Here is a 15,313-nt window from a genome sequence, read left to right on the forward strand (position 1 = left end):
AGGCACGATCGATAGTCGATAACCCTGACGCGAGCGCTTTAGACCTTGGTCACAGCGCCTTTTGTCGATGTTTTCATACGACTCTTAAACGTTTAAGTTCCGCCTTGCGTCACGTCTCGCAAATACCGTCACTCTTGGGCCAGGGCAGGGGACCGGAATCGGGCCCGGGAAAGACGGCGCGGCGCTCCCGCCGAGTCGGCGGACGAGTCGGAGGAGTAGCGCCCGGCGGGCGAGGGGGACGACAACAACCACAACAGGAGCATGTCATGTCCAGATCAGCGGTCGATTCGATCGAACGTTCACGCCGGCGCACGGCGCGCCAGGCAACACCGGGGTTTCGCAAGACCGGACTCGCCATCGGGGTGGCACTGGCCTCATTGGGTGCCGTCTCCGCGGCGCAGGCGCAGTCGAATCCCAGCCTGGAAGCGCGCCTGGCGGCCCTCGAAGCCAGAGTGGCCGCGGCCGAGCAGCGCGCAGCCACCGCCGAACAGCGCGCCAATCTGGCCGAGCAGAAGCTCGATTCACTCGAGGATCAGTCCCTCGACACGCGCCTCGCCGCGGTCGAGAGCCAGGCCGAAAGTCGCAGCGCCGAGGCGGCCAAGAACGCTGACGACGGTCTCTCGCTGAGCGTCTACGCCCGCTCCGGGCTGCTGCTCGGCGACGATGGCAAGAGCGCCCCCGGCGGCCCCTACCTGACTCCGGCGGGCGCCACCGGTGGAGCGGTGGGGCGGCTGGGCAACGAGCCGGACACCTATGTCGAGACCGTGCTCAACTACAACCAGACCTTCGACAACGGTGCCAAGTCGCTCTATCGCATCATGCTGGCGGATGGCACCACTACCAGTAACGACTGGACCGCCGACGAGTCGCAGCTCAACGTGCGTCAGGCGTTCGTCGAGTTCAGCGATCTGCCCAGCTTCACCGGCCCCTTCGAGAACGCCAAGATCTGGGCCGGTAAGCGCTTCGATCGCAACAACTTCGATATCCACTGGCTCGACAGCGATGTCATCTTCCTCGCCGGTACCGGTGCCGGTGTCTACGACGTGGCGGTCAACGACGACTGGAGCACCAACCTCACGCTCTACGGGCGCAGCTTCAGCGAATTCCCGGTGGTCACCAGCGAAGACCCGGACCTGACCGGCAGTACCGATGCCTTGATCCTCTCCACCAACAACTATGTCGGCCCGTTCCAGTGGATGCTCAGTGGTCTCTCCGCCAACGATAACGACGAGCGCGATACCGGCAGCAGCGCCAAGGCGGCCGACCATGGCTTCCATGGCATGCTCGCCTACCACGGTGACAGCTTCTTCGGGGTGAGCGAGGGCAATACCGTCGCCGCGCTGCTCCACGGTGAAGGGCTGGGTGCCGAGGTCAAGGCGCTGGGTTCCGACGGCAATCTGACCGACGACGCCAAGACCACGCGGCTGGCGCTCTACGGCACCACCTATGTGGCGCCGCGCTGGCGCGTGGCCCCGGCGGTGCTGGCTCAGACCAGCGAGGATCGCTACGCCAACGGCGATAGCTACGACTGGGCCACCTTCAACCTGCGTTTCGCCAACGAGCTGACCCAGAACTTCGAGATGCAGTATGAAGCCAGCTATCAGTGGATGGACCTCGATCCCAAGGGCTACAAGGGGCGCAATGCGGTGGAGGGCGGCTACACCCGCTTTACCCTGGCGCCAACCTTCAAGCCCCAGGTGGGCGGCTTCTGGCAGCGCCCGGAGATCCGCGTATTCGCCAGCTACAGCGACTGGGATAGCGAGCTCAACAACTTCGCTGGCGACGATGCCCTGGGCAAGGACAACTTCACCGGCGGGCAGTGGACCTTTGGTACGCAGATGGAGGTGTGGTTCTAGACCGAGAGCCGATCTGGCTCGAGCCCGCCCTCAGCGGCGGGCCGTGTGACCCGACACCCCGCCGGTCGTGATCGGCGGGGTGTCGCGTTTCAGACGTGCTGGGCAGCGCTGGTGGGTGAGAGGTGAAAGGCGGTGCGAGGTCAGCTGAACGAGAGCAGCAGCAGGATCAGCGGCGGTGAGAGCAGCGAGAGCAGAAAGCCGCTGACGATGGCCACCGGCACGCAGGCGATGCCGCCGTGCTTCTGGATCACCGGCAGGGTGAAGTCCATCGCCGTGGCGCCGCTGTAGCCGATCGCCAGCGGCACCGCGCCGCGGATGAACAGCGGCACCAGCAGAAAGGCCAGCAGCTCCCGGGCCAAGTCGTTGAAGAAGGCCGCTCCCCCCAGTACGGGGCCGATCTGGTCGCCGATCAGAATGCCCGACAGCGAGTACCAGCCGAAGCCCGCGGCCAGCGCCATGCCCTGATTCCAGGGCAGCGCCAGCAGCGGTGCGGCGAGCAGCCCGGCGAGCAGCGAACTCACCAGTACCACGCCGGCGATCGCCAGCCCCAGCCGGTTGAGCAGGATCTGACGCAGCCCGAGCCCTGAATTGCGCAGCTGGCAGCCGATCAGGCCGAGCAGGGCGTAGAGGGTCCAGGTGGCCAGGGTCTCGGCCTGGGCCGCCGGATGCCAGCCGAGCAGGCGCATGCCCGCGCCGAGCAGCACACCGCCGGCGACCACGGCGCACAGCAGCACCGAGCCCTTCATTGCCTGCCACTTGCCCAGCGGCGGTGCATCGTCGCCGGCGATGCGCTCGACCCGCGCCAGCGGTCGCCGCGACAGCCACCACAGGGCGAGCAGATTGAGCGGCGAGATCACCAGGAACAGGGTGGTGGCGGTGGCGCCGATGGTCGAGAGCTGGCCCAGCAGGTTCTCCATCCCGCCCAGGCCGATGCCCATCAGCAGCAGGATGACGTAGACCGAGGCGCTCACGCCGCGGTCGATGCCGCGGCGCACGCCGGCGTGTCGGACCGGTATCAGATAGCCGACGATCAGCGGCAATAGTATCCACAGCAAGCCCAGCAGCATGGCGGCCTCAGCAACATGAACAATGAAAACGGGCGCCCTGTTGGGGCGCCCGTTGACGAGTCGAAACTGTAATTCGAGACGCTAAGTCATTCAACTCCCTTCGCGCGGGAAGCTGACATCGAGCAGGCTGAGCTGACTGCGCTGCTCACCGTCGCGCACGTAGCGGCTGGCCAGCAGCAGGCCGGGCACGTCGCGGTCGAAGGTCAGGAACAGATGGCGGCCGCGCTTGTCCGGGTCGGCGTCCCAGGTATCGACGCTGACGCCCGGAAACTTGCCGGCCGGTGTGGTGACTTCCTCTTCACCGGTCACCCGATAGTAGAGCGTCTTGTCGCGTCCCTTGTGATCCTGATAGGTCAACTGACAGGGCGAGACCTGGTCGCTGCGACAGCGCGCTTCGGGGGCCGTGCGCGCGAGCTCGAACAGCGCGGTCTGGCGGTCGGGCAGACGTTTCAGCTGCTTGGCGTTCAGATGGTAGTCATCGCCGATCCCCAGCAGCGAGTAGCCCGAGGTGTAGTCGAGGGCCTGCACGTCATCGCCAGACACCGCGAAGCGCCCACGCTCCTCGCCGTGGGCGATCTTGATGCTGGCCTGCATGGCGCTCTCCCAGGTCTCGCCGTGCCGGCTCAGGCGATGGGTGATGGTGGCATCCGGCCAGCCGCTGATGGCCAGGCGGTAGTGGGCCACGAAGGGCGTCGGTGCGCTTTGCGCCAGCGCCGTGGTCGTGCCCAGCAGCAGTAGGGCGAGTGAGAGTAGCGCCGAGGTGAGGGTGGACATCGTCTTGACTCAGGCTGGAGGCTTGGCTCTGTTGATGCCGGTTTCGGCCAAAGGTTCACCTGTGCCGAGGTCGGGTGCCGCGTTTCTTGTGCACCCGGCCTTGGCAGCCTGCCCCAGATCACGCTATGGGCTTGGCCTCCTCCAGGGCATCGTCCGCTGGGTCCTCCAGCGGCTGGCCCGCCTCGTCCTGGAGCTGATAGGCGTAAGCGCCCTCCAGCCCGGCCTCCTCTTCGGGCTCCTCCTGGGCCTCGGCGATATAGCCGGGATAGAAGGGCGAGAGGATGGCAACGACGATGCCCAGCGCGGCGATCAGCGAGAAGGCGTAGGTGTAGTCGAACAGATCGATCAAGCGCCCGATCACCGGCGAGCCCGCCGCCTGGCCCAGCGCCACGGCCATGAAGGGAAACACCGGGCCGGCCGACAGACGCCCCGGCAGCAGACGGATACCGGTCATCAGATAGAGCCCGGTCAAGCTCATATAGGAGAGCCCGAAGATCAGCGCCGAAAAGAGTGTCAGCCCGGGCTGTGCCGGGTTGGCCGCCAGCAGCAGCATGCTGGCGGCGAGCATCATCAGCATCAGCGCCTGGGTGATCGGCGGATTGTTGCGGTCGGCGAGGTCGGCGACCACGGCGCCGCCCAGCCCCGCCACGCCCACCGCGAACCAGAGCCAGCCGGTGGCGCCTGCCGAGCCGCCGCCGAGGGTGATCACCAGATCGGGGGCGAAGATCCAGTATGCCGACGAGACGAAGCCCATCAAGAACGCGAACAGCGACAGGCGGATCAGACGCGACCACGGCAGCTCACCGAGCGGCGGCGGTGGGGCGGCCTCGGCGGGCGTCAGCCGCGATACCGCGGGCAGGAAGAACCAGGTGGCACACAGGCCGGCGATGGCCAGGGCGGTGAACGAGAGGTAGGCCGTGCGCCAGGCGCCGGTCATGAAAATCACCGTGGGCACGGCAACCATGATGCCGATGCTGGTGCCCGCGTTCATGAACGAGCTGACCCGCGCATGCAGGGTGCGCTTGACCACGGCCTGCATGCCTGTGGTCAGTGCCGGCATCATCAGCCCGGTGCAGATACCGCAGGAGAAGACGCCGATACCCAGGGTGATGGCGCTCGCCGCCTGGCTGATGAGCGCCAACCCGACGACACCGAAGCTGGCCGAGATCATCGCCGCATAGCGCGCGCCCAGGCGGTTGGCGAGTACCGGGGCGAAGCCGGTGGAGAGCAGGAAACTCACCAGCGGCAGCGCGCCGATCACGCCGATCGTGTAGGTGGTGAGGGCCAGGTCGTCGCGGATCTGCGGGACGAAAAGGCCGAAGGCGAAACGCGCCACGCCATAGCTGATGGCAATGAGCACCGCGCCGAACGCCGCGAAGCTGGTGCTGGAGATTGCTCTCATCGCATTCACCTCTCTAGGCGCTCGTGAACGACGCCTGACCTGTAGCCTGACCAATGCTTCGGGGGCGCGGTCGCTCAGCCGCAGCCAGCCCGAGGGGCGCTCACCGCAGTGTGGATGAGACCCGCGCTAGGGTGAAGTGCGCAGGCGTGGCTGGATTCGGCCGCGGCGCGATCGCAGTGTCGGGTGTCGTCGGTGGCTATGTTCATGGCTGTTTTCAATAGCCGGCATCGGGGTCGATGGTCTCGACCGCCTCGCCACGGGATAGCCGGCCCAGGGCCTCGGCGACCTGATCGGCGGCGGCGCCAATCGGCGTGGGGCCGGCCATGTGCGGGGTGATCAGAATGCGCGGGTGGCGCCATAGCGGGCTCTCGGCCGGCAGCGGCTCCTGTGGGAAGGCGTCGAGCAGCGCCCCGCGCAGGTGCGCGTCGTCGTCGGCCTCGCCGCTGCCGAGGGCGTCTAGCAGGGCGGTTTCGTCGATCAAGGTGCCGCGCCCGGGATTGATCAGGCTGGCCCCGGCGGGCAGCTTGGCCAGGGTCTCGCGATCGATCAGGTGACGGGTGGCCGGGGTGTCCGGCAACAGCGTCACCAGCGTCATGACCTGACCGAGCAAGGCATCGAGACCGGCATCGCCATGGTGGCAGGTGATGCCCTCGAGCTGCTTGGGCGAGCGGCTCCAGCCGTGCACGGGATAGCCGTCGGCGGCCAGCATCTGCGCTACGCGGGTACCGATCGCGCCCAGGCCGAGTACGCCGATACCCCACTCGGCCTTGTCGACCACCGGGGCCTCGCGCCAGCTCTGCGTGCGCTGCTGGCGCTGGTAGCGGTCGAAGTCGCGCTGGAAGTGGAGCACGCCGTAGCGCACGTAGTCGCCGATCAGCTCGCCCATACCGGCGTCGCGCAGCTTGACGATGGGAATCTCGCGCGGCAGTGCGGGGTTGTTGAGCAGGGCGTCGACCCCGGCACCAAGATTGACGATACCGCGCAGCCCACGCTGCTCCTCGAACAGCGAGGCCGGCGGCTTCCACGCCACCAGATAGTCGACCTGGGGGTTGCCGTGCTCGGCGCCCAGGTGGAATTGCGCCTCGGGCAGGCGCTGGGCGAGTACGTCGCGCCACTGCGCGGCGTCCTGGTGATAGATCAGTACCTGCATGTTGCCTCCTGGGCGTAGCGCCGGCGCGGGAACGCGCCCGCTTCAGTAGACGATTTCCAGCATCGGCGGCGGTGCTTCGCCGAGCAGCCGGGCGAGCACGTCGAGGGCGTGGGCCAGCCGCCCCAGGTCGCTCTCGGCGCCCAGGCTGAGACGCACGCGCTGCGGCGCCGGCGTCTGCGCGACCAGAAACGGCTGCGCGGTGGTGATCGCCACGCCCTCCTGACGCGCCTGCTGCTTGAGCTCCTCGGCGCGCCACGGCGACGGCAGCGCGATCCAGGCGTGCAGGCTGCTGGGTCGCGCATCGATGGCGTGGCCGGCCAGACGGCGAGCGGTCAGCGATTGGCGCTCGGCGAGCAGTTGGCGCTGTTCATGCGCCAGCGTATCGATCATGCCGTTGGCGAGCCAGTAGTCGGCCAGCTCGAACACCAGCGGTGTCGCCATCCAACTGGTGGCGCGCAGGCGCGGCAGGGTGTGGTGCATCTGCCCGCGGGGCACGCTGAGATAGCCGGCGCGCAGCCCGGGCACGGTGGCCTTGGTCAGGCTGGTGACATGGAAGCTCTGCAGCGGCAGGCGCGCGGTGAGCGGGGTCAGCCCGGGCGGTTCGAGCAGGGCGTGGACGTCGTCCTCGATCAGCCACACGCCGTGGCGCTCGAGCACCCGGGCGACGGCATCGCGCCGCGCGTTCTCCATGGTCGCACCGGTGGGGTTGAGCTGGGTCGGGGTGAGGCACACCGCCCGCGGGCGGTGGCGCACGATGGCCGCTTCCAGCGCCTCGGGCAGCACGCCCTGATGGTCGATGGCGACCCCGCGCAGTTGGAAGCCAAGCGTGCGCGCCAGCGAGATCAGACCGTGGTCGGTGAGCGACTCGGTGAGCACTATGTCGCCGTGCTGGACCACGGTGGCGATCGCCAGCATCAGGCCGTGGGCGGCACCGTTGCAGAGCAGCCGCTCCTCCACCTCGCCGGGCACCCCCAGGCGCTCGCGCAGCCAGGCGTCGGCACGCTCGCGCTGATGGATCAGGCCGGCGATCGGGCGGCAGGCGCCGATCACGTCGGCGTGGGCGGTACGTGCAAGCTCCGCCAGGGCTTCCCGAAAGCGCAGATGGTGGGACGGCAGACACACCGGATGGGCGATCGAGAGATCGATCAGGCTGTCGTCGGCGAGGGTGGCCGGTGCGCGCAGGAACTCGTTTTCGGTATCGCCCTCGGTATCGCGAATCCAGGTGCCGCTGCCGACCCGGGCCTGCACCAGGCCGCTCTTCTCTGCCTGCTCGTAGGCCCGGGATACGGTCTGCACGCTGACCCCGAGGGTCTCCGCCAGCTCGCGGTGGGTGGGCAGTCGGGTACCCGGCGAAATGGCGCCGTGGCGCAGCGCCTCGGCCAGGGCACGGGCGATCGCCAGATACTTCGGCCCCTGGGTCGATAGATAGGGTGTGAGGTCGATTGTCATGATGCAATAAAGCCTTTGACGCCAGGACGCGCGACGATGCTACTATCGCCCTTGATGCATTGACCGCTAATTGTCCTGATTTTTGCGAGAATCGATCATGACAATTTCACATCCGGTCGGCAAGCGGTAGGACAGGCCGGTGCTAGGCGCGCTGGCAGCCTGCGTCCTGATAATTCGGTCCCGTTAGTCGAGTGGCTCCATGTTCCAGGTTTCCCTGCCTTTTTCGCGTGAAGAGTACGCCAGCCGTTTGCACAAGGTGCGCGTGTCGATGGCCAACCGTGGCCTCGATGTGCTGATCGTCAGCGACCCCTCCAATATGGCCTGGCTGACCGGCTACGACGGCTGGTCGTTCTATGTCCATCAGTGCGTGCTGGTGGGGCTGGAAGGCGAGCCGGTGTGGTACGGCCGGCGTCAGGATGCCAACGGTGCTTGGCGCACCTGCTGGATGCACGAGGAGCGGGTACGCTACTACCCGGATTACTACGTGCAGAACCCGGACATGCATCCGATGGAGTATCTGGCCCAGTCGGTACTGCCGGAGTATGGCTGGCATACCGGCAGCATCGGCCTGGAGATGGACAACTACTACTTCTCGGCGCGGGCCTACACCAGCCTGGTCAAGGAGCTGCCCCACGCCCAGTTGAGCGATGCCACGGCGCTGGTCAACTGGTGCCGCGCGATCAAGTCGCCGCAGGAGATCGCCTACATGCGCGTCGCGGCGCGCATCGTCGAGGGCATGCACTCGCGCATCCTGGAGATGATCGAGCCGGGCCTGGCCAAGAGCAAGCTGGTCTCCGAGATCTACCGCGTCGGCACCGAGGGCTGGACCGACCCCAACGGCGTGGTGCATGGCGGCGACTATCCTGCCATCGTGCCGCTGCTGCCCACCGGCAGCGATGCCGCCGCGCCTCACCTGACCTGGGACGACACCCCGTTCCGCCGCGGCGAAGGGACGTTTTTCGAGATCGCCGGCTGCTACAAGCGCTACCACGCGCCGCTGTCGCGTACGGTCTTCCTGGGCACGCCGCCCAAGGAGTTCCTGCGTGGCGAGTCGGCGCTGCTCGAAGGTATCGAGAACGGCCTCGCCGTGGCCAAGCCCGGCAACCGCTGTGCCGATATCGCGCTGGCGCTGGGTGCGGCGATGGACAAGTATGGCTTCGACCGCGGCGGCGCGCGCTGTGGCTACCCCATCGGAATCAGCTATCCGCCGGATTGGGGCGAGCGCACCATGAGCCTGCGCCCCTCGGACGAGACGATCCTCGAGCCGGGGATGACGTTCCACTTCATGCCCGGCATGTGGATGGACGACTGGGGCCTGGAGATCACCGAGAGTATCCTGATCACCGAGCAGGGCGCCGAGCCGCTGTGCGAGTTTCCCCGCCAGCTGTTCGTCAAATAGGCGCGCCAGCCGTTCGCCGACCAGCCGTTTGTCAGACGACCAGCCGTTTGTCAGATAGGTGTCGTGCCGATGCGGTCTGAGGTTCTGTACGAAAGGTCATTTTTCGATGCTGCGTCCGGTGGCCAGGAGCCAAGGGCGCACCATTCGCTTCAGTGAGGAGAGTTCACATGTCCGCATCCCCGCGTCCCAGTCCGATCAGCGCCAGCGTCGACTTCGACGCCCAGGGCGTGCAGCACGGTTTTCTCAAGCTGCCGATCTCGGTGGACGAGTCCGCCTGGGGCGCGGTGATGATCCCGATCACCGTGGTCGCCAACGGCGAAGGGCCGACGGCGCTGCTCACCGGCGGCAACCATGGCGACGAGTACGAGGGCATCACCGCGCTGATGAAGCTCGCCAACAGCCTCGAGGCGGGTGACGTGCGCGGGCGGGTGATCATCGTACCGATGATGAACTTGCCGGCGGCGGAAGCCGGCAAGCGCACCTCGCCGCTGGATGGCGGTAACCTCAACCGCAGCTTTCCCGGCGACCCCGACGGTAGCGTGACCAGCCAGATCGCCGACTACTTCACCCGCGTGCTGGTGCCGATGTGCGACGTCGCGCTCGACCTGCACTCCGGGGGGCGCACCCTGGATATCGTGCCCTTCGCCGCCGCGCATCGCCTCGACGATCTGAACCAGGAGCGCGCCAGCCTGGGCGGCGCGGTGGCCTTCGGCGCGCCCTACGCGATGATGATGTTCGAGCTCGACGCCACCCGGCTCTACGACACTGCGGTGGAGTCCCAGGGCAAGACCTTCGTCACCACCGAACTCGGCGGCGGCGGCACCTCGACCCCGGCCAGCCTGGCCATCAGCGAGCGCGGCGTGCGCAACTTCCTGATCCACTACGGCTTGATCGACGGTGAGCTGGAGACCGCCGACGAGCCGATGATCTACGTCGATATGCCCGATGCCAGCTGCTATGTGCAGAGCGAGCACGCTGGTTTGCTGGAGCTTACGGTGTCGCTGGGGGAGATGGTCAAGCAGGGCGACGTGCTGGCGCGAATCTATGACATGACCCGCACCGGTACCGACCCGGTCGAGTACCGCGCCCAGCGCGATGGCGTGCTGATCGCTCGGCGCTTCCCGGCCAAGGTCGGCATGGGTGACACCATCGCGGTGGTCGCCGAGGTGGTGCAGTCGTTGGAGAGAGATTCGTTCTCGACCCCGAAGCCGGTCGGCGCTTTATCGACCCCGAAGCCGGTCGAATGAGACTCGACCGCTACGATCTCAAGATCCTGGCGATCCTGAGCCGCGACGGGCGCATCACCAAATCGCGCCTGGCGGAGGCGATCAACCTCTCCGTCAGCCCCTGCTGGGAGCGGGTCAAGCGGCTCGAGAAGGCGGGCGTCATTCGTGGCTACAGTGCGCGGATCGACACCGAGGTGCTGGTCAAGCTGACGCCGGTATGGGTCCAGATCGAACTCAAGCAGCACAATGCCGAGAGCTTCGCGCGCTTCGAGCGCCTGGTCGAGGATAGCGACGCCGTGGCCGAGTGCTTCGCCATTGGCGGCGGCATGGATTATCTGGTCAAGATCGAGCTGGAGAGCATCGACGCCTACCAGCGCCTGATTGACGCCTGGCTGGTGTCGGATCTCGGCATCGAACGCTACTTTACCTATATCGTCACCAAGACGGTCAAGCGTCACGGGCCACCGGCACTGCCCAACCCCGAGAGCTGAGGGGCGGGCGTCCTGAGTTTGAATGCCAGCTCCGCCCCTTCTCACCTGTTTGCCAGGTGTGTCGTTCTCATCAGAAGAACCCGGCATATGCCGGGTTTTCTGCGTCTGGGCGTTAGTAAGAACATCCGGGACGACAGCGGCGCGGGTACCCCTAGCCGCTCTGGCTATCCGACGTGAGCCGGGCGTGGGAGGTATTCTCTTCTTGGGCTCGGGGCTGCTCTGTTTGAATCGGCTCGGGGCCGAGCAGCAGCACCGCCACGGCGGCGATCGCGGCCCCCAGGGCCATGACGATCGCCACCGCCTGCAGGTCGAGATCGAGGGTGAACAGCACGCCGACCACGATGGGTGAGAGCGCCGCACCGCCGCGGCCGATGCCGATCGCGAAGCCGGTGCCGGAGGCGCGCTGGGCGGTGGGGAAGCGCTGGGCGAAGAGCGCGTAGAGGCCGACCACACCGGCGTTGGTACAGAAACCGGTCACCGCGACCAGCAGCGAGATGCCGGCCAGCGAGTCGGCACCGTGGCCGAACAGGGTCACCATGATCACCGACAGGCAGAGCGCGGCTATGGTGAGGCGATGGATCGGCAGATGGCGCCCGAGCAGCCCCAGCAAGGCACCGCCCAGGGCGCCGCCGATATTGGCCCAGACCAGTACGCCGGCGGCGTTGGCGGGGTCGAACCCCATGCCGACGACGATCTCCGGCACCCACTTGAGGATGAAATAGAAGGTGGCGATGTGCATGAAGTAGGCCAGCGTCAGCAGCAGGGTGACGCGGATCAAGCCGGGGCCGAACAGCGCCAGTGGCGAGTCGCCGTCGCTTCGGGCCGGCGGTGCCGGTAGCCGCGCCACCGTGGCGTGGCCGAGACGACGCAGTTCGCGGTTGATCTTGTCGAGCGCACCAGCGGGGCGGCGCTGGCACAAGTAGGGTACGGTCTCGCGCAGCAGCCAGGCGGTGAGCGGAATCATCAGCACCGTCATCAGCGCGCCGAAGTAGAACACCGCGCGCCAGTCGAACAGCCGCAGCAGCTGAGCGGCGATGGTGCCGCCGACGATGGCGCCCAGCGGATAGCCGATCGCCATCAGCGAGACGCACAGATTGCGGCTCTTGCGGTTGGCGTACTCGGCGGCGGTGGCGTTGATCGAGGCGAGCATGCCGCCGATGCCGACCCCAGTGAGCACGCGCCAGGCACCCAGCTCCGCCACGCTGTCGGCACGCGCGGCCATCAGCATGCCCAGCGCCATCAGCAGCAGGCAGCCGAGGTTGACCGGACGCCGGCCGACACGATCGGTCACCCCGCCGAGCAGGATCGAGCCCAGGGCCATGCCGATCAGTTCCATGGCCAGCACTACGCCGAGCTCGGCGCGGTTGATCCCCCACTCGGCGACGATACCCGGTGCGGCGAAGCTGATCGCCAGCACGTCGAAGCCATCCAGCGCATTGAGTGCGACCGTGGTCGCCACGGCCAGCACCTGGGCGCGCCCCATCGGAGCATCGTCGAGCAGCTTGCGCGGATCGATGTCAGCGGCGGTGTCCAGTGTCATACCCTTTTCCCTCCTGGGGGTGAAACGGCGCGCGTCAGTCGCGGATACCCTGACGGCGGGTGTCGATCACCACGCGGCCGTGGCCGGCGATGCGCGAGACGCAGGTACACAGCTTGTCGTCAGCGGCGTGCTGGCGGGCGCTGAAGTAGACGTCGCGGTGGTCGATGCTGCCTTCGTGACTGACCACGTCGACCGCACACAGGCCGCACTCGCCGCGCTGGCAGTCGTAGAGTGCCTCGATGTCGTGATCGAGCAGCGACTCCAGCAGTGAGCGATGCGGCGGCACCTCGAAGCTGATCCCCAGATTGCGCACGCTGACCTCGAAGGTCTCCTCCGGGCGCTCGCCACCGTTGGCGAAGGTCTCGTAGCGCAGCGCCCAGGGTGGCCGCGCCTCGGCTTCCCACAGCGCGCGGACATGCCTGCGCAGGCCCGCCGGGCCACACAGATAGGCCTCTCCGGCCGGGTCGAGGGCGGTCACCGCGCGGGCGATCGCCGGCGCTGCGCTGGCCGAATCCGAGTACACCTCCAGCGCCGCGCCCAGTTCAGAGAGCGCCGTGGCGAAGTGATCGCGGGCACTGTCCCGGGAGACATAGATCAGACGCAGGCGCTTGCCGGCGCGCTGGAGTGCCAGCGCCATGCCGTAGAGCGGGGTGATACCGATACCGCCGGCGATCAGCAGGTACTCGGGGCTGGCGAACGACAGCGGGAAGTGGTTGGCCGGTGCCGCGATGGTCAGCGGATCGCCGGGGGCGAGCTGCCACAGGTGCTCGCTGCCACCGCGGCTGTGGGCCAGGCGCTTGACCGCGAAGCGGTAGACGCCGGCGTCGCCGGCCTCCTCGAGCAGCGAGTAGTGGCGGGTCTGGGGGTGGCCATCGAACTCGAGCTGCAGCGGCAGATGGCTCCCCGGGGTATAGGCTGCGGTCGCGCCGCTGTCCGTGCGCACCTCGAACAGGCGCACGTCGCTGCCCAGGTCGTGACAGCGCGCGAGGGTAGCCGACTCCCAGCGGGGCGGGGTGTGGACCGAAGGCAGGCTGCGAGGGTTCATGGGACTCTCCTGGCCGCACGCGGCGGAATCATGGTTGACGGATCAGCGCACCGCCACTGACGGCATTCAGCCCGGCGGGATGGGCGAGGGCGCTGTCCAGGTTGCGCTGGGCGATGCGCGCGTGCTCGCGGGCGATCTGCTCGGCCCGCGCGCCCTCACCGGCGGCGAGGGCGTCGACCAGGCAGCGGTGCTGATCGTTGGCGATGAACAGGATGCGGTGGGCGGAGGCGGAGTGGGCGTAGCTCATGACGAAGGCGCTGGGCGAGGCGAAGGGCAGATTGCCGATGCGCTCCAGCGCCTCGCTCAGCGCCATGCTCTTGGCAAGGGCGAGCAGATGCTGGTGGAATTCGCCGTTGAGCGTGACATAGCGATTCAGCGCCTCTTCGTCGAGCTGCGCCCGGGAGACGATGGTGTCGATGTGCTCGACCAGCCGGTGCAGGGGGGCCAGGCGTGACGCCGGGTGGCGCGCCTCGGCCGCCTGACGCGCGGCGAGCCCTTCCAGGGTGCCGCGGATCTCGATCGTCTGCTTGAGGTAGTCGGGGGAGAAGCCGCGCACCGCATAGCCGCCGCGCTCGGCGGCCTCGACCAGCCCCTCGTGTTCGAGGCGCACCAGGGCCTCGCGCAACGGCGTGCGCGACACCGCCAGACGGGTCGCCAGGGTCGGTTCCCACAGGCGCTCGCCGGCGCTCAGGGTGCCGTCGAGAATCCAGTTGCGCAGGGTCAGCAGCGCTTTCAGCGATTGGCGCATGGTGATCGCGTCCTCAGGCCTGGCGCGCGAAGACGCTGGGCGTCGCCACCCGCTCACCGGCGGGTGGCGTCTCCTCGGCGGCGATCAGGCGATCGATGATGCGCCGCGCCCACATCGCGCCGGCGTCGATGTTGAGGTTGTAGAACGGCGGGCGGTCATGCTTCGAGACCGCGATCTGCTGCGCCTGGAGCACCGCCTTGTCCTGGTCGTAGACCCCCTGGCCGTCGTTGACGTGGGCGTAGTGCAGGTATTCGGTCCAGTTGGGGTCGTCGAGGTGGTGATCGCGCACGAAGTTCCAGAAGTAGTGGCAGCTGGTGGCGGTCTCCGGCGTCAGCGCCGCCAGGAAGTAGCCGGTCACGCCGTGGGAGCGGTCGCCCTGGGGCGCGCCTGTGCCGGCTTCGGCCACGCCGACATCGCCGACGATGGTCGAGGGCGCCTCGAAATGGATGTTGTGCCAGCGATCCACCGGCACGTCGCGGCCCAGCTGGCGGGCCCAGAAGGGTGGGGCATCGCCGTCGAGCATCCAGCGCTGGACGGTGACACTGCGCTCGTCGTGGGTGACGTCGAACGGCGCCCGGGTGATCGAGTCGTGGCCGATGCTGCCGGCGTGGACGAAGGTCTCGTGGGTGAGGTCGAGCAGGTTGTCGATCACCAGCCGGTATTCGCACTGCAGGCTGTAGAAGGTCCCGCCGCGGCCGGCCAGAGCGGGGTCGGCGTTCCAGTGGAAATCGGGGATGGTGGCGGTGTCGGCCCGGGCCGGGTCGCCCATCCACACCCACACCAGGGCGTGGCGCTCGGCCACCGGGAAGCTGCGCACGCAGGCGGCAGGGTTGATCGTCTCCTGCGACGGCATATGGGTGCAGCGGCCATGGGGGTCGAAGGCCAGGCCGTGATAGCCGCACACCACGCTGTCGCCATCCAGGCGGCCCAGCGACAGCGGCAGCAGGCGGTGCCAGCAAGCATCCTGCAGCGCGGCGATCTCGCCGTCGCTGCGGCGATAGAGCACCAGATCGGTTTCGCAGAGGGTGCGCGGCGTGAGCCGGTGCTGTATCTCATGGCCCCAGGCGGCGGCGTACCAGGCGTTCAACGGATAGCCACGGTTGGACATGGGTCATCTCCTCTCGGGTTCACGCCGTGGTGTCGGCGGACGGCTCGCGCGGCGGTCA

Annotated in this window: 13 protein-coding genes; 4 read left to right on the plus strand and 9 right to left on the minus strand. The window is 67.7% G+C overall.

What is annotated here, in order from left to right:
• Positions 1–266: 266 nt before the first annotated feature.
• Positions 267–1,856, plus strand: coding sequence for a carbohydrate porin (locus tag J0A90_RS14745; protein WP_207031513.1), 1,590 nt, complete (start codon positions 267–269; stop codon positions 1,854–1,856).
• A 140-nt stretch (positions 1,857–1,996) separates the two neighbouring features.
• On the opposite strand, the gene J0A90_RS14750 is transcribed toward J0A90_RS14745, so the two are convergent.
• The 5 genes from J0A90_RS14750 to J0A90_RS14770 form a co-directional block, all read right to left on the minus strand.
• On the minus strand, positions 1,997–2,923 hold the full coding sequence (locus J0A90_RS14750) for a lysine exporter LysO family protein (protein ID WP_207031510.1): 927 nt from the start codon (positions 2,921–2,923) through the stop codon (positions 1,997–1,999).
• Positions 2,924–3,013: 90 nt separating this feature from the next.
• Complete coding sequence (locus tag J0A90_RS14755; RefSeq protein ID WP_207031508.1) at positions 3,014–3,697, minus strand: hypothetical protein; 684 nt, start codon at positions 3,695–3,697, stop codon at positions 3,014–3,016.
• Positions 3,698–3,815: 118 nt separating this feature from the next.
• Entirely contained in the window at positions 3,816–5,099 is a 1,284-nt protein-coding gene (locus J0A90_RS14760) for an MFS transporter (RefSeq protein WP_207031506.1), read from the minus strand.
• 214 nt (positions 5,100–5,313) lie between these two features.
• Positions 5,314–6,249: a glyoxylate/hydroxypyruvate reductase A gene (locus J0A90_RS14765; protein ID WP_207031504.1), complete on the minus strand. Its 936-nt coding sequence runs from the start codon at positions 6,247–6,249 to the stop codon at positions 5,314–5,316.
• Positions 6,250–6,291: 42 nt separating this feature from the next.
• Positions 6,292–7,698: a PLP-dependent aminotransferase family protein gene (locus J0A90_RS14770; RefSeq protein ID WP_207031502.1), complete on the minus strand. Its 1,407-nt coding sequence runs from the start codon at positions 7,696–7,698 to the stop codon at positions 6,292–6,294.
• A 199-nt stretch (positions 7,699–7,897) separates the two neighbouring features.
• On the opposite strand from J0A90_RS14770, the gene doeA reads away from it, so the two are divergent.
• The 3 genes from doeA to J0A90_RS14785 all read left to right on the plus strand — a co-directional run bounded on the left by doeA (position 7,898) and on the right by J0A90_RS14785 (position 10,814).
• Positions 7,898–9,097 (plus strand): ectoine hydrolase DoeA, encoded by a 1,200-nt coding sequence (gene doeA, locus J0A90_RS14775; RefSeq protein ID WP_207031500.1) that lies wholly within the window; start codon positions 7,898–7,900, stop codon positions 9,095–9,097.
• A 167-nt stretch (positions 9,098–9,264) separates the two neighbouring features.
• The gene (gene doeB, locus J0A90_RS14780) at positions 9,265–10,344 is read left to right on the plus strand and encodes a N(2)-acetyl-L-2,4-diaminobutanoate deacetylase DoeB (RefSeq protein WP_207031490.1); all 1,080 of its coding nucleotides are present in this window, start codon (positions 9,265–9,267) and stop codon (positions 10,342–10,344) included.
• Positions 10,341–10,814: an Lrp/AsnC family transcriptional regulator gene (locus J0A90_RS14785; protein ID WP_207031481.1), complete on the plus strand. Its 474-nt coding sequence runs from the start codon at positions 10,341–10,343 to the stop codon at positions 10,812–10,814. The genes doeB and J0A90_RS14785 overlap by 4 nt, the downstream gene beginning before the upstream one ends.
• 151 nt (positions 10,815–10,965) lie before the next feature.
• On the opposite strand, the gene J0A90_RS14790 is transcribed toward J0A90_RS14785, so the two are convergent.
• From J0A90_RS14790 to J0A90_RS14805, 4 genes are read right to left on the minus strand one after another with little or no spacing between them, the layout of a single operon-like run.
• Positions 10,966–12,354, minus strand: a complete 1,389-nt coding sequence (locus J0A90_RS14790; RefSeq protein ID WP_207031479.1) for an MFS transporter — start codon at positions 12,352–12,354, stop codon at positions 10,966–10,968.
• A 34-nt stretch (positions 12,355–12,388) separates the two neighbouring features.
• Positions 12,389–13,399 (minus strand): PDR/VanB family oxidoreductase, encoded by a 1,011-nt coding sequence (locus J0A90_RS14795; protein ID WP_207031477.1) that lies wholly within the window; start codon positions 13,397–13,399, stop codon positions 12,389–12,391.
• A gap of 28 nt (positions 13,400–13,427) precedes the next feature.
• Positions 13,428–14,147 carry a GntR family transcriptional regulator gene (locus J0A90_RS14800; protein ID WP_207031475.1) on the minus strand — a complete coding sequence of 240 codons (720 nt, stop codon included), beginning with the start codon at positions 14,145–14,147 and terminating at the stop codon, positions 13,428–13,430.
• A 13-nt stretch (positions 14,148–14,160) separates the two neighbouring features.
• Positions 14,161–15,255 (minus strand): aromatic ring-hydroxylating dioxygenase subunit alpha, encoded by a 1,095-nt coding sequence (locus J0A90_RS14805; protein WP_207031473.1) that lies wholly within the window; start codon positions 15,253–15,255, stop codon positions 14,161–14,163.
• Between the last annotated feature and the right edge of the window lie 58 nt (positions 15,256–15,313).

Origin of the sequence: Salinicola sp. DM10 (genome assembly GCF_017306975.2) — a bacterium.
In the GTDB taxonomy this organism is placed as follows: Bacteria; Pseudomonadota; Gammaproteobacteria; order Pseudomonadales; family Halomonadaceae; genus Salinicola.